Consider the following 15,737-nt stretch of genomic DNA (forward strand, 5'->3'; position numbering starts at 1 on the left):
CTTTGTTAAACAAAGCCTTTACACGGGTGAACATTCTTTATAACCAATATCTGCTGTTTGATATTGCCTCAATTAAACGTGTAATATCGTTTTCGAACACATGACCAATATTGCCAATTCTGAAGCAGTCAGCATCTGACACCTTACCTGGGTAAATCACAAACCCTTGGTTTTTAAGCAACAAGTAAAACTCTTTAAAGTCATACCCATTCGCTGTTGGAGAATAAAATGAGGTGATAATCGGTGAATGTAAGCTCTCATCTAAGAGCGTTTGAAAACCTAACTCTCTCATCGCAGTGACTAAAAGTTGCTGATTGTCTTTATAACGCTTATGACGTGCTGCAATACCACCCTCTTGTTCTAATTCAATTAGAGCTTGATGAAATGCGCGTACAACATGTGTAGGAGATGTGAAACGCCATTTACCTTGATTATTCTCCATACACTGCCACTGTGCATGTAAATCAAGTGACAACGAACGTGCAACCCCCTGTGATTCTTCAATTAAGTCACGTTTGCAAATTACAAAACCAAAACCTGGAACACCTTGAATACACTTATTAGATGAGCTAATCATTACATCAATGTGCCAATCTGCTAAGTCAAACGGTACGCCACCAAAGCTGCTCATTGCGTCTAAAATATACACTTTGTTATGGCGTGATAATAGTTCGCCCACTTGCTTTGCTGGGTTTAGCATGCCGGTCGTCGTTTCGCAGTGCACCATTGCAACATGACTAATGTTTTCATCACTCAAGAGTGTTTTTTCAATTTCGTCACAGCTTGGTAGCTGAGTTTCAGTGTAATTTAAAACACAGTGGTCAACACCTAAATACTTGGCAATTTCTGCCATCCGTTTACCATATGCGCCATTGTTTATTATTAATAACTTATGTTCATTTGCGACTAAACTACCTAAAGCACTTTCTACACTCGCAGTGCCACTGCCCTGCATTAATGTGCACGTATAGTCAGAACTTTTAGTGGCCAAAGTTACAAGTTTGCTGCGAATAGCCTGTACAACACCTAAGTTATAATCGTCATCCCATGTACACCAATCCTTTAACATCGCTTGTTTTACACTGTCCGATGTTGTTAATGGGCCAGGAGTTAACAGTAAATATTCATTCATTTTTAATATCGCCTAAAATCTGGTCTAGTCCAGATATTATTAGGGATTTATGTTGATAAAAAAAGTGAAGTTTTTATGACTGCATTAAAAAAGGGCCTAACGGCCCTTTGCAAGTTAAATAATAAAGGAATCTAAAGGGAGTTTAGAACTTGTACTCTGCACCTACGTAGTAGTACGCACCGTTAAAACCAAATGGTGCTGAACGACGTGAGTAAGTGAATACACCAGGGCTTGAAACAATTGTGTTGCCGCTAGCATCAACAATCGTACCCGAGCGCGAATTACCAATGGTGTTCTTATCTGGGTAAACATCAAATAAGTTATTTGCACCAATGTTAAATGACAGGTTTTCGTTAAAGAAGTAGTTAACTTTAACATCAGTTAAGATTTCAGCACCGTATGTTTGACGGCCACCATCTTCAACTGTGTATTCGCCGTAACGGTTTAGAGATAGGTTTACAGTCCAATCTTCTAAGCGGTAAAGCGCGCTTAAGTTAATGCGGTCTTCAGGTTGCCATTCTTCGATAATTGACGTTTCTTGGGCAGAAAACACATCTTCTACCGGAATAGTTTCAAGACCACTGCCTGATGGCGTGAATAAATCAACTACATCTGTTTTAGTAAAGTTAGCAGCAAAGGTGAAATCTAGCGTGCCGCCAAGACCTTCTGTGTTCCATGTGGCAACTAAATCAACACCTTCTGTTTCTGTGTCTGCACCATTTAAGAAGAACTGACCCGCACCTGCGCCTGAACTTTCAAGTGCAGCATCGAGCGTATCTGATAAACCTTTACCTAAACGGTTAGAAATAACGATACGGTCGTCGATATCAATCGAGTAGTAGTCAATGGTTAAATTGATATTGTCGGTCACGTTATACACAATACCTAAACTACGGTTTTGTGATTTTTCTTCTTTTAACTTAGGAATACCAATTGATTGCGCTAAGGTACTGTCGTTTCTAAACGTACCTACTTGCTCAGCCACTAAGCTGCCATCATCACCTACAACAAACTGAGTACTTACGTTATTAAAGTAAAGTTGTTGCATAGAAGGTGCTCTAAAACCTGTGCTTAATGCACCACGCAAAGACACATCTTCAGTGACAGACCAGTTACCCGCTAACTTAAAGTTAACTGTGTCACCAAAGCCTTTGTAGTTATCGTAACGTACCGCACCTGAAATGATTACATCATCGATAACATAGGTTTCTGCATCCATATAGAATGAGATCACATCGCGCGACTCATCAACTGATGATGCCGGATCTGAACCACCAAAACCTTGCGTACCGCTTGCAGCGTCAACACTACCTACCCCGCCATTTAAGCCAGAATAGATGCTCACACCATCAAATGTATCGTAATCACGGTATGCGTATTCGCTACCTTCAAGAATACGGAACTCATCGGTACGAAGCTCAGCACCTAGTGCTAATGAGAAGTTGTCGTAATCTTTGGTGTAATCAAGGTTTAGAGTTTGCAGTGATAATTCAAGCCCATATGCATACGCTGAACGCGGGATAGTGGCACGAATTTCATCAGCCGTTAAACCTTGGTCATAACGAAGGTAGTTAGCATAAGAGCCGTTGATAGTGTCGCTTGTGGTGTAATCAATGCTGTTTTCACCGTAGGTGTACGATAAATCAATGCTTGAGTCATTATCGAACGATTTTTTATAACCAAAGTTATAAGACACGTCATCAATGACAGTATTAATTTTCGGTAAAAAACCCATAGGAATGGTTGCATCACCATCTTGTAATACAGGGTTACCATTAGCATTTGCGTTATGACGGAAAAACGCAGCTGATTCGTTTTCACGATTTGAATAAGTGATAAAGCCATATAGCTCACCACCGGCAAGCTCGTAGCCAGTGTTAACGGTTAGAGCAAATTGCTGTGAATCTGCATCACCAATTCTAAACGTATCACGAGGTGCCGTTAACTCACGAGGGTCGCCTGCTAAAAGCGTACCGTCATCAAGTTCAGTACAGCCGTAAAATTGACATGAGCCATGAAGGCCAGCACGGTTTGTCGGCGCACGGTCACGGTAGTTGATTGTGGTATTTAAATAACCTTCATCACCTAAAGCAAAACCTTTGTTGAAATCAACAGTTACAGTTTCGCCATCACCCTCTGAGTACTCACCGTAATTAATAGCCGCTTTACCGCCCTCTTCAGCGTCTTTTAATACGATATTAATAACGCCTGCGATGGCATCTGAACCATATTGCGCAGCAGCACCATCACGTAATACTTCAATACGTTTGATTGCAGCAGCAGGAATAGCATTCATGTCGGTACCCGCCGTACCACGACCTACTGACGTATTAATGTGAATAAGGCTCGCTTGGTGGCGGCGTTTACCATTGATAAGAACTAAGGTTTGATCTGGCCCTAAGCCACGTAATGTTGCAGGGCGAAGTGCATCAGTACCATCACTGATAGACGAGCTTGAAAAGTTAAAAGACGGTGCAATAGCCTGAAGCATACGGCCAACTTCTGTTTGACCTGTATTCTCGAGTGCTTCGGCACTTAAAATATCAACCGGAACCGGTAAATCTTCAACCGAGCGTCCTGCTACACGGCTACCGACAACGGCAATTTTTTCGATGTTTTGTTCTGCTGATTGATCTTCTGCTAACGCTTGCGTATTGGCGGCAAGCAGTAATGGCACGACTGCAGCGCTGACCCCTGATACTTTGATCATGTTATTATCTATCCTATCTACTTGTTTGAGTTTTATACTCAGCAAGCCTTGTTGATCAACAACCGCATCGAGCTCAGTGCCTTCTAGCATCGCATTCAGTGCATCAAGTTTGGTGTAAAAACCAAACACTGATTGCGCTTGATATTGCTTTGCTAATTCGAAAGAAAAAATGACTGTTTGTTTGGTTTGCTTTGCAAATTCGATTAACGCCAAATCAGCTCGTTGCGCTTTGATGTCAAATTGCAGCATTTGTTTTTCAGCCGCTATTGCTACTTGGCCTGCTGTAAGGCCATAAATAACAAAAGAGGCAGGTAACAACGGCAATTGCTTACTGCGCAATTTAAACAAACAAGTGAGGAAGAAAAATCCGCTATGTAAATTTAACTTTTTTTTAATTAATTTTTTGTGACGAGAAAGTGGCGCACAATTAACATCATTAGATTGGCGTATTCTCATAGACAGAACTAACCTTTTGCAGCGATAGTTAAGCTAACACGATGTTCACCTAAACGTTGATGTTCTACACCTAAGTTGACCTGTAAAGAATCAAGCAAACCTTTAATGTCACCAGTTTTAAACACGCCAGCCACTTTTAAAGAGGCAAGTTCTGGATCATTTAATTCAAAACGTGTGGCGGTATAACGACTCACCTCTTGCAGAGCTTCGTCTAAAGACTCGCCATTAAAAATCAGCATTTCTTGTTGCCATGCCAAATCACGTTGTACGTCATCAACAGATAACTGCTTAATTGGTTCTGTTTTACTTTGTTTTATCAGTGCTTTCTCACCAGATACAACAACATTAGCGCGAAGCGCTTTTATATCTTCACTGTTATCTGAGGCGTCTTTTAAACGATTAAAGTCGCTAGCATCAACCTGCGTACCAGGATCAGCAATCATCACCTTGCCCTCGGTCACCACTAGCTCTAAGTCTGAAGCTGTATTTCGCTGAACATTAAACACCGTACCAAGTGCAGTAAATGATTTATCACCAGCAATAACCGTAAACGGACGGCTCGGATCTTTGGCAACATTAAAGCGCCCTTCACCGCGACTCAAAATTAATTGACGACGATCGCCTGAGTAGGCAACTTCGAGTTTAGTATTGGTATTAAGCTGCACAATAGTGCTGTCTGGTAACACAAATTCAGCTTGCTCACCCACTTTAGTGCGGTAAATTTTGCTAAATTTGGCGTAGTCATTTTCTTCACTTTGCCAATAGCTTGAATAGATAAGCATGATACAACCAAGCAACATCACCACTAAAAAGCTGGCTGCGGTTGACATACCAAATACAGCAGGTTGTTTTTGCGGTGCTTTATAAGGAAATAAGCTACTTAACTCATTAAGCACACTCATTTCATCCCACAAGGTCGCAAGTTCAAACAGTGCCTCTTGATGAGCCATACTTTGATGAGCCCAGATATGTAATTGGCTTACTTCATCTTTAGATAAGCCACGATCAATTGCACTGATCCAATGACTCGCCTGCTCTTGAATCATGTCTTTTGATGAAAATGGATGAACATTACTCATTTGCTCACCTCTTTTGCAGTGAACTCTGTGGTAGGGGTAAATGCCTGGGGTTGTACATCGTGTGATTTCATTGCTCGGTGAACATGTAATAAGCCTTTGGCTATATGTTTTTCAACAGTACTCTCGCTGAGATCCATTTTAGCTGCAATTTCCTTTTGGCTTAAGCCATAGACTTTTTTTAAGATAAAACATTTTTTAACCTGAGGGCTTAATTCGTTAGTTACTCGGCAAAAAAACAAAAAACGTTCTTTAGAAGTCACTTCATCTTCAAGTGCCATTGAACGCATATGATGCTCAACCTGTTCTTGTTCATCTAACGATTCTTTGTATTTATTGTCCCATTTAGCGATGTGATTCAGCGCTAAATGTTTAGCTGTTTTTAGCATGTAACTGTGAGTATATTCGATATTTTGCTTAAGATCAGCTTCATAACTTTTTATAAACGTTTCTTGTACAATATCTTCTACATCATCAGGGCTGACAATTCGCGATACAAAGCGCCTAAGCTTGCTCGATATCTCGGTAAAAGCGGTGATAACCCCAGTTTGTTCTGTCATCCTTAACTCACCTTTATTATATTTTTATTGCTTTAGGGTACGAGATTTCAGTTTAATTACAAGCCATTTGTTAAGTTTTTGTACCTTAAGTAAACAAAGATTTCATAAACTCATAAAAAACCTCTGTTTTGCGCGTCACTAGGCTGTTTTGTGGTTTTAAAAACCACACTGGTGCATCAGCATCAACTAGGCTATTAGGGAGTACTTCAATTAACCGCCCTTCGGCTAAATCGTCTTTAATTGCAATATAAGATTTAATCGCTATGCCATGACCTGCAATCGCAGCCTGTGTCATGTTATCTGAATTAGAGACAGTAAAACGCGTTCTCGCATTATAATTAATGACTTGTCCGCCTTCGCTAAATTTAAGCTGTCGCTGCCATGGCAAACACACCCAGTAATGGTCTTTAAGATCAGCCACCGACTTAGGTTGCCCATATTTTTCAATATAGCTCGGTGCTGCGCACAAAATACGAGAGTTACTAACCAGCTTACGAGAAAGCAGGTTTGAATCTGCTAACTGACCAACTCGAATAGCCACATCTTGGGCATCATCCACAATATTCACGAATTGATCTGTGATCATAAAATCGAGCTTTAAGTCGGGATATTGCTGTTCAAAGTGGCTAAGCTCAGGCATCACAAATTTTGAGAAGACCCAAGGCGGCATAGTAACTCTTAAAAGCCCTGTCACTGCTGAGCCCCGTGCGCCAATTTGATGTTCAGCATCATACAAGGCTTCTAAAATGGCACCAGCACGTTGATAAAACAGCTCTCCTGCTGGTGATAAGCGTATTCGCCGACTATCACGAAACAACAATACAGTACTTAAGGCTTTTTCTAACTTACTTAAGCGATGACTTACCGTAGCTGGTGAGAGGCCCTGAGCTTTAGCGGCGGCAACTACACCTTGGTTTTCAACTATGGCAATAAAGGTTTCTAAATCACATAAACTGTACATGGCTTTGATTCAATGTTTTCGAATTTAGGTTTCAGTTTTGTATTGTATATATAAATATTTAAAACTCTATACTTGCTACTAATTGTAAAAAATGATTGGAGCATGTATGTCTTTAAAAACCCAAATCGACGCCTTTGAAGTGCAAAAGAAAGCCAATGTCCCTGCTGATATCTTAAATTTGATGGATGTAACGACTGAAAAACTAATTGCTGAACAATTAAGTGAGCATGCTTTAAAAGTCGGTGATAAGTTTCCAGCATTTGAATTACCCGACAGCAAGGGCAAACAAATCAGCTCGACTGAATTGCTAACTAAAGGCCCGCTTGTGCTGAGTTTTTACCGTGGTGGCTGGTGCCCGTATTGTAATTTAGAGCTACGTGCACTTAACAATATGCAACAAGCATTTGCTGATCAAAATGCCCAGTTAGTTGCTGTTTCGCCTCAGTTACCTGATGAATCACTGTCTACCCAACAGCAAAACGAGCTGGCTTATACGGTGCTTTCTGATGTGTCTAACTCTTTGGCTAAAAAGTGTGGTTTGGTATTCACTTTGGATGAACGTTTGATCCCTGTTTACGATCAACTTGGTTTAGATATTCCAAAAGCCAATGGTGACGAAAGCTACGAATTACCACTACCAGCAACTTACGTTATTGATAGCCAAGGGGTGATTCAATTTGCATTTGCTCATGAAGATTACACTCTAAGAGCAGAGCCTTTAGATGTACTTAACGCAGTTAAGGCACTAAATCATGTTTAAAAAAGTATTTTTTAGTCTAGTTTTATTGGTAACCCTAACTTACTCGGGATGCACAATGGCAGAGTCTCAACACCAAGCAAAACCAAAAGTAATTGTGTTTGATGTCAACGAAACCTTGCTTGATCTTGAACAAATGCAAACCTCAGTCGCTAAAGCGCTTGATGGCAATACCCAGCTATTGCCACTTTGGTTTTCGACAATGCTTCACCACTCTTTAGTAAGTACGGTATCGAATGATTATCATGACTTTGGTGAAATCGGTGTTGCAGCACTGATGATGGTGGCAAGTAATAATCAAATTTCGTTAACCAACGAGCAAGCAAAACAAGCGATTGTGCCACCGCTTCTCTCTTTGCCTGCGCATAGCGATGTTAAGCCAGCTTTAGCGAAATTAAAGCAAGACTATAAACTAGTCAGCTTTACAAATTCGTCAAATAACGGTGTAAAAGCACAGTTCCAACATGCTGGTTTAACAGATTACTTTACTCACCGTTACAGTGTTGAAGATATTAAAGTGTATAAACCCGATCTGCGCGCTTACAAGTGGTTGCTTGAACAATTAAATGTAGCGCCTCACGAAGCCTTGATGGTTGCTGCTCACGGCTGGGATGTAGCAGGCGCTAAAGAAGCGGGTATGCAAACAGCGTTTATCGCAAGGCCCGGTAAAGCGCTTTACCCACTGGCAAAGCAACCAGATTACATTGTTAAAAACCTTGAAGAGTTAGCCTCTTTACTAACGAAAAAGTAAAAAACGATTTAAACCCTTAAATTAACGCAAAGCGAAAATGCTTTGCGTTTTTTTGTGCCTAATAAAAAAGTAAACTACAGGGTGTACCTTTCTCTTTTTTGGGTATAAACTAAACGCTAATTTAAAATGCATAGTGACGTCTTTCATCCTGATAGACTACTTTTTATGTATACCTACTTAACAATTGGACTGTGGAGTAAACATGCGTCTGCCTTTCGCACCTGCCAAATTATCATTATCTGCGTTGTTATTAGTTTCTGCTCCTTTGCTACTGCAAGGTTGTTCTGAAGCGCCACAGCAACAACAGGGTCAAATGCACCCCGCTGCTGTCGCGACTATGACAATGGAAACTCACGATGCACCTTTTACTATTGAGCTGCCAGCTACGCTGTCTGGTTCAAAAGAAGTTGAAGTTCGTGCCCGTGTCACCGGTATTCTTGAATCACGCAACTTTGAAGAAGGTCAGCGTGTAGAGCAAGGCCAATCACTGTTTACAATTGACCTTGAACCTTATCAACTTGCGGTTGATCGTGCGCAAGCAGCACTTGATGGTGCAAAAGCAGCGCTTGTTCAAGCTGATCGTGATGTTAAACGATTAGCTAAACTACGTGCCGAAAAGTCCGTTTCACAACGTGACTACGATAACGCTAGTTCAACCAATGATATTGCTAAAACTGATTTAGCAGCTGCAAAAGTTGCCTTAAAAGAAGCGCAACTAAACCTTGAATATGCGCAAGTGAAAGCCCCTGTTGCAGGTGTAATGGGACGTGAGTTTGTTTCTGAAGGCACTTATGTTTCTGGTCCAGATTTATTACTGACTCAAATGACTCAGTTTGACCCTATTCGTATTCGTTTTGGCTTATCTGAGCGTGAACAACTGCAAATGCGTCAAGATGTTAAAAATGGCTCACTGACGTTACCTGAGCAAGGCCATTGGAAAACACAAATTAAACTGCAAGATGGCTCGTTATACGGACAAACCGGTGAAGTTAACTTCTCTGATGTGCGTATTAATCCAAACACAGGTACCAGTGAGTTTCAGGCAATTATTCCTAACCCTGATTTTCAACTTCGCCCGGGCCAATTCGTTCGCGTTGAGTTAAGTGGTGCAGTACGCAAAAACGCTTTCATTGTTCCGCAACGTGCAGTGCTTGATAACGGCACCGGTAAGTTTGTTTATGTAGTAAGTAAAAACGAGCAAGGTATGGATGTCGCTTTACCTGCCCCTGTTACTGTAGGTGAATGGATCAAAAAACCAGAAAACGAGCAATACCAAAATTTTTGGTTAATTCGCAGTGGGTTAAAAGAAGGTGACCAAGTTATTGTTGATGGCATGGCACGTATTTTCTTCCCGGGTATGCCAGTCAATGTTGGCAAACCAGCCGCTAACCCAAGCCACGCAGAATAAGCACAGGGAGTCTTATGTTTTCTCGTTACTTTATAGACAGACCCATTTTTGCGTTTGTTATCTCTATTGTTATTGTGCTTGCGGGCCTTGCTGCGATGCGCAGCTTACCTGTGGCGCAATATCCTGAAATAGCCCCACCGGTTGTACAAGTAACCGCAGCCTACCCCGGTGCATCTGCCGATGTGCTTGAGCAAACGGTAGCGACACCGATTGAAAATGCCATTACCGGTGTTGAAGGCATGATGTATATGTCATCAACGTCAACCAGTGCAGGTTCAACGACCATCGAAGTTACTTTTGAAATTGGTACTGATGTTGACCAAGCAGCCGTTAACGTAAACAACCGTGTTAAGCAGGTTGAAGCGCGTTTACCTGAAGAAACACGCCGCCAAGGTGTGGTGGTTCAAAAAGGTTCTTCTAGCTTTTTACAAGTTCATGCCTTCTACTCACCAGATGGAACACGTTCAAGTTTATGGACATCAAACTATGTCACTATGAACGTGCTAGACCGTGTTAAACGTATTCCAGGCACTACCAGTGTACAAATTTTTGGTGCCAAAGATTACGCAATGCGTATTTGGCTGCGCCCTGATGTAATGAGCCAGTTAGGTGTTACTGTTGAAGAAATTGCAGGGGCAATTCGCGTACAAAATTCACAATATGCGGCAGGTAAAATTGGTGCAACACCAACTACACAATCTCCACAAGAGCTGGTTTACAGTGTAACTGCACAAGGGCGTTTGTCTGAGCCTGAGCAGTTTGAAAATATCATTATTCGTTCAAACACTGACGGCAGTAGCTTACGCTTAAAAGACGTTGCCCGCGTTGAGCTTGGCTCAAAAGACTATAACTTCAAAGGGACGATTAACGGTAAAGAAGCAGTACTGTTAGGTATCTTCTTGCAACCGGGTGCTAACGCTCTTGATGTAGCTGAAGAAGTAAACAGTGTTATTGAAGAAATGAAAAGCCAGTTCCCTACCGGACTTGCACATTTAACGTCATACGACACAACCCGCTTTGTTGAAGTATCGATTCGTGAAGTTGTAAAAACACTGCTTGAAGCCATGGTATTAGTATTCTTAGTGGTGTACTTATTTTTACAAAACTGGCGCGCCACGCTTATTCCAACTCTTGCAGTGCCAGTATCACTACTGGGCACATTTGCCGGTATGTATATGCTGGGTTACTCAATTAACTCACTCACCTTATTCGGTATGGTGCTGTCGATTGGTATTGTTGTTGATGATGCCATCGTGGTGCTTGAAAACGTTGAGCGTATCATGCACGAAGAAGGGCTCGGTGCTAGAGAAGCCGCTGTTAAAGCGATGGGCGAAGTAAGCGGCCCGGTGGTGGCAATTGTTTTAGTACTTTGCTCAGTGTTTGTGCCAATTGCGTTTTTAGGTGGCTTAACCGGTGAGTTATTCCGCCAGTTCGCTATTACTATTTCGATTGCTGTAAGTTTATCGGGTGTCGTTGCTTTAACGATGACGCCAGCGCTTTGTGTGCTTATTTTAAAACAAGAACACAAGCAAACTGCCCGCTTCTTCTTATGGTTTAACGACATGTTTACCAAGATCACCGGCCGTTACGTTGGTGCTGTTGGATTTATGGTGCGCCGTGGTCTGTTAGGTCTGATCTTAATGACAGGTATGATTGCCGCAACGATTGGCCTTTGGCAAAACACCCCAGGTTCGCTTGTGCCAGATGAAGACCAAGGTTATTACATCTCTGCAATCTTCTTACCTGACGGTTCATCACTTGAACGCACAGAGCAAGTCACGCAGCAAGTTGTTGAGGCCGTGCAATCAAACCCAGCGAACGAAAACGTGGTAGCGTTTACCGGTTTTGACTTTATTGGCGGTGGTTACAAAAACAGCGCTGCAACCTTATTCGTGACACAAAAACATTGGGATGAGCGCGAAGTTGATACCAAGGCGCTGGTGCAAGAGCTCTTCATGAAAACAGCAGGTATTAAAGAGGCGCTCGTTCTTGCCTTTAATCCTCCGGCTATTTTTGGTTTAGGTAACACAGGTGGTTTTGAGTTTTACATTCAAAACAAAGGTGATAGCGACCCAGACAAACTTCAACATGCAATGCAGTTGATGACAGCTGAAGCACAAAAGAGCCCTATTATCAGTGGCCTGCAAACACTTTGGCGCCCTGACGCACCACAGCTACGTGTTGATGTTGACCGTGAACAAGCCCGTGCCATGGGTGTAGAAATTGATGATGCGTTCACTGCCCTTGCCGGTAACTTGGGGACTTATTATGTTAACGACTTCAATAAATTTGGTCGCGCATGGCAAGTACTAATGTCTGCAGACGCTGAATTTAGAATGAAGCCTGATGACATTGGCCGTATCTATGTTAAAAACAACCAAGGTACTATGGTGCCGCTTTCAGCCTTTACCACTATCGAGTATAGCCGTGGCCCAGAAAACCTAAATCGTTATAACAACTTACCTGCTGTTAAACTGATGGGTAATGCAGCGCCGGGTTACAGTTCGGGTCAAGCTATTGCTGAAGTTGAGCGTATTGCACAAGCCGTTTTACCACCTAATATGACCTACGAGTGGACAGGCTCTGCATTCCAAGAGAAACGCAGTTCAGGCACCACAGGAATTGCCTTAGGCCTTGCTGTGATCATGGTATTTTTGATTCTAGCAGCGCTATATGAGCGTTGGTCACTACCACTGTCTGTGATGCTTGCCCTGCCATTTGGTACCTTTGGTGCGCTTATAGCAGTTTGGGTTGTTGGCATGACAAACGATGTGTACTTCCAAATTGGTCTGGTAACACTACTTGGTCTTGCCAGTAAGAACGCGATTCTTATTGTTGAATACGCCTTGATGAAACATCAACAAGGCTGGAGCGCAAGTACGGCTGCGCTTGAGGCTGCACGTTTACGTTTTCGACCAATCATTATGACTTCGCTTGCATTCATTTTAGGCGTAGTGCCTCTAGTACTTAGCTCTGGAGCAGGTGCAGGTGCCCGTCACAGTGTTGGTACCGGTGTCATGGGCGGTATGATGGCAGCGACATTCCTTGCTGTATTCTTTGTGCCGCTGTTCTTTTATTGGTTAACGGCGCGTAAGTTAACTGAAAAACGTTCAAGACAAGAGCTTGCTGATGAGATAGCAGCACATCATCAACAAGAACATGTTAAAACCCAAGAGGGTAACCTGTAAAAAATGAAGGGCAAACAATGAGTTTGCCCTTTTTTTTGATTATTTGATTACTAGCAATTTACTGCTTCGAACGCTAGTATTAAGGAAAGATGTGTGGAGTACAGCATGAATAATCAAAAATTAGCCGAATTTGAACAATATTTTCAAATCAACGAGAGCAACCGTGTCAATTTATATGCGGTTGAACCAAGTGCTGTGCCAAAAACCAATGCTGAGCTCGAAGCAGATATCCCTGCCCTATTTAAACTTGCCAACGAAGTAAACGAACTTGAACAAACAAGCTTAAGACCACTGCGTAATCTGGGTGATGTTGCGCAAGAACTGGCAGCCTTTTTACAGGCACAGTCCCGTAAAATTGATTTAATCATGAGTCACATCTTAGCCTCAGAGCAGCCTGACGATAACGCAAACTATTGCGATAGTTATGGCGGTGGTGGTGTAAAACTTACCTCAGCTGATGTGTATGAATTAGGGCAAACATTTCGTACTAAGTTGTTCTTGCAGCACGAAGCATCTGCCATTTATTGCTATACCGAATTAGTGGCCATTGAAAAATGCGATGATGATAAATACCAATACACATTATTGTTTACTGCCATTCGCGATGCTGACCAAGATTTAGTCGTAAGAGCAGCCCTGCACGCACAAACACGCCAACTAAAAAAACGTCAGCAAGAAAACAATCAGCAAGACAGTTAAAAATCACGCTTTATCGCGCACAAAAAGCTGACATCTATGGCTAAAATGCTAAACTAGCCCCACCTTAGTTTGTTTAATACCTTCATGAAATTTAGACTTTTACCTGAATGGGCTGAGCAAGATGCCGTTATGCTCACTTGGCCTCATCAAGACACAGATTGGGCAGCAAATTTAACCGCTGTTGAGCCTGTGTATGTAGCACTTTGCCAAGCAATAAGCCAACAACAAGATGTTGTGATTGTAGCTCATGATAATACCCTCAAAGCACATATTGCAGCTTCACTTGCAAATGCGGATGTCGATGCTAATCGCATTCACTTTGTGGTGACACCGTGTAACGATACTTGGGCACGTGACCATGGCCCATTGACCTGTGCAAATATTGATGACGCAACAGAGTTGAAAGTAATGGATTTTATTTTTAATGGTTGGGGCAATAAGTTTGCAAGTGATCTTGATAATCAAATTAATCAAGTACTTGTAAAGCAAGTCGCGAGCCCTAAAAATGGTTATCAGCAAAGTGATCTGGTTCTTGAAGGCGGTGGCGTCGAAATCAATGAACACGGCGTGCTACTCACAACCAGCGAGTGCTTATTAAACCCAAATCGTAACCCTGAACTCACAAAAGCAGATATAGAACAAACGCTTGTTGAGCAACTAGGTGCTACGTCGTTTCTTTGGGTTGATCACGGTTACCTTGCAGGTGATGATACCGACAGCCATATTGATACGCTGGTACGTTTTGCCCCGAACAACACCCTTGTTTATGTTAAGTGCGACGATAAAAGTGATGAGCACTTTGCAGCCCTTGATGCAATGGAAAAACAACTGCAATCATTTAAAACAGCAGAGGGTGAAAACTACACGCTGATTGCCTTACCTTGGCCAAAAGCAGTGTTCGATGAAGATGGTGACAGACTACCTGCCACATACGCTAATTATTTAATTATCAATAAAACCGTTTTAGTACCAATTTATGGTGACGAAAACGACCAACTGGCGCTTGGTCAGGTTGCCAAAGCATACCCAGAGCACACTGTGGTGGGTATTAATTGTGTGCCAATTATTCACCAATTTGGCAGCTTACACTGTATTACAATGCAATTACCGCGCGGCTTTTTAGCAGGAACAAACAATGACTAAACCAACGCATTTAAAGGTTGCTCTTGTTCAGCAATCAAACACCGATAATGCTCAGGACAATATGGCAAAATCAATTGCCGGTATTCGTGATGCAGCAAGCCAAGGCGCTAAGCTTATTGTTCTTCAAGAGCTACACCGTAGCTTGTATTTTTGCCAAACCGAAGATGTAGACGTTTTTGATTTAGCAGAAACCATTCCGGGCCCAAGTACAGACGCCTTAGGTGCACTTGCCAAAGAACTCAATGTGGTGATCGTGTCATCATTATTCGAAAAGCGCGCTACGGGTCTTTATCACAATACTGCTGTGGTACTTGAAACTGACGGCAGCATTGCCGGTAAATACCGTAAAATGCATATTCCTGATGACCCAGGTTTTTACGAGAAGTTTTACTTCACACCGGGTGATTTAGGTTTTGAGCCTATTCAAACCTCTGTCGGTAAATTAGGCGTATTAGTGTGTTGGGATCAATGGTTCCCAGAGGCTGCACGCTTAATGGCAATGGCCGGTGCTGAAATTTTAATTTACCCAACAGCCATTGGCTGGGACCCACGTGATGAAAAAGACGAGCAAACACGTCAAAAAGACGCCTGGGTTATTTCACAACGTGCTCATGCTGTTGCCAACGGCGTACCTGTGATCAGCTGTAACCGTGTTGGCCACGAAAGTGATCCAAGCGGCCAAAGTGAAGGTATTCAGTTCTGGGGTAACTCATTTATCGCGGGCCCTCAAGGTGAAATTTTAGCCGAAGCGAACAACAGCGATGAGCAATTATTAGTTGTTGAATTAGACCAAGCACGTAGTGAAAACATACGTCGAATTTGGCCTTACCTTCGTGATCGTCGTATCGATCACTATCAGGACTTAACCAAGATTTATCGAGACTAAGCAGTAAAAA

Annotated in this window: 12 protein-coding genes; 7 read left to right on the forward strand and 5 right to left on the reverse strand. The window is 42.3% G+C overall.

What is annotated here, in order from left to right; all coding sequences use genetic code 11:
* Window positions 1–37: 37 nt before the first annotated feature.
* The 5 genes from phnW to IMPJCBKJ_RS06080 form a co-directional block, all read right to left on the reverse strand.
* A complete protein-coding gene (gene phnW / locus IMPJCBKJ_RS06060; protein ID WP_166339325.1) occupies window positions 38–1,132 on the reverse strand; it encodes a 2-aminoethylphosphonate--pyruvate transaminase in 1,095 nt (364 codons plus the stop codon).
* A 142-nt stretch (window positions 1,133–1,274) separates the two neighbouring features.
* A complete protein-coding gene (locus IMPJCBKJ_RS06065) occupies window positions 1,275–4,298 on the reverse strand; it encodes a TonB-dependent receptor (RefSeq protein ID WP_166339327.1) in 3,024 nt (1,007 codons plus the stop codon).
* 8 nt (window positions 4,299–4,306) lie between these two features.
* The gene (locus tag IMPJCBKJ_RS06070) at window positions 4,307–5,377 is read right to left on the reverse strand and encodes a FecR domain-containing protein (RefSeq protein WP_138618222.1); all 1,071 of its coding nucleotides are present in this window, start codon (window positions 5,375–5,377) and stop codon (window positions 4,307–4,309) included.
* Window positions 5,374–5,934, reverse strand: coding sequence for an RNA polymerase sigma factor (locus IMPJCBKJ_RS06075; RefSeq protein ID WP_166339329.1), 561 nt, complete (start codon window positions 5,932–5,934; stop codon window positions 5,374–5,376). Before IMPJCBKJ_RS06075 ends, IMPJCBKJ_RS06070 begins: the two co-directional genes overlap by 4 nt.
* A gap of 85 nt (window positions 5,935–6,019) precedes the next feature.
* Window positions 6,020–6,895, reverse strand: coding sequence for a LysR family transcriptional regulator (locus IMPJCBKJ_RS06080; RefSeq protein ID WP_166339331.1), 876 nt, complete (start codon window positions 6,893–6,895; stop codon window positions 6,020–6,022).
* Between the two features lie 106 nt (window positions 6,896–7,001).
* Here IMPJCBKJ_RS06080 and IMPJCBKJ_RS06085 point away from each other — a divergent pair, with 106 nt between their 5' ends.
* The 7 genes from IMPJCBKJ_RS06085 (at window position 7,002) to IMPJCBKJ_RS06115 (ending at window position 15,727) form a co-directional block, all read left to right on the forward strand.
* The gene (locus IMPJCBKJ_RS06085; RefSeq protein ID WP_166339333.1) at window positions 7,002–7,655 is read left to right on the forward strand and encodes a peroxiredoxin-like family protein; all 654 of its coding nucleotides are present in this window, start codon (window positions 7,002–7,004) and stop codon (window positions 7,653–7,655) included.
* 55 nt (window positions 7,656–7,710) lie between these two features.
* Window positions 7,711–8,403, forward strand: coding sequence for a haloacid dehalogenase type II (locus tag IMPJCBKJ_RS06090; protein ID WP_166339335.1), 693 nt, complete (start codon window positions 7,711–7,713; stop codon window positions 8,401–8,403).
* A 202-nt stretch (window positions 8,404–8,605) separates the two neighbouring features.
* A complete protein-coding gene (locus IMPJCBKJ_RS06095) occupies window positions 8,606–9,811 on the forward strand; it encodes an efflux RND transporter periplasmic adaptor subunit (protein ID WP_166339337.1) in 1,206 nt (401 codons plus the stop codon).
* A 14-nt stretch (window positions 9,812–9,825) separates the two neighbouring features.
* Window positions 9,826–12,999 carry a multidrug efflux RND transporter permease subunit gene (locus tag IMPJCBKJ_RS06100; protein WP_138618207.1) on the forward strand — a complete coding sequence of 1,058 codons (3,174 nt, stop codon included), beginning with the start codon at window positions 9,826–9,828 and terminating at the stop codon, window positions 12,997–12,999.
* Between the two features lie 105 nt (window positions 13,000–13,104).
* On the forward strand, window positions 13,105–13,698 hold the full coding sequence (locus IMPJCBKJ_RS06105; RefSeq protein ID WP_058584935.1) for a PilZ domain-containing protein: 594 nt from the start codon (window positions 13,105–13,107) through the stop codon (window positions 13,696–13,698).
* 84 nt (window positions 13,699–13,782) lie between these two features.
* Window positions 13,783–14,841: an agmatine deiminase family protein gene (locus tag IMPJCBKJ_RS06110; RefSeq protein ID WP_166339339.1), complete on the forward strand. Its 1,059-nt coding sequence runs from the start codon at window positions 13,783–13,785 to the stop codon at window positions 14,839–14,841.
* The gene (locus tag IMPJCBKJ_RS06115) at window positions 14,834–15,727 is read left to right on the forward strand and encodes a carbon-nitrogen hydrolase (protein WP_055198676.1); all 894 of its coding nucleotides are present in this window, start codon (window positions 14,834–14,836) and stop codon (window positions 15,725–15,727) included. The genes IMPJCBKJ_RS06110 and IMPJCBKJ_RS06115 overlap by 8 nt, the downstream gene beginning before the upstream one ends.
* Window positions 15,728–15,737 lie beyond the last annotated feature (10 nt).

It is taken from the genome of Pseudoalteromonas sp. MB47, assembly GCF_011319765.1.
Lineage (GTDB): Bacteria > Pseudomonadota > Gammaproteobacteria > Enterobacterales > Alteromonadaceae > Pseudoalteromonas > Pseudoalteromonas simplex.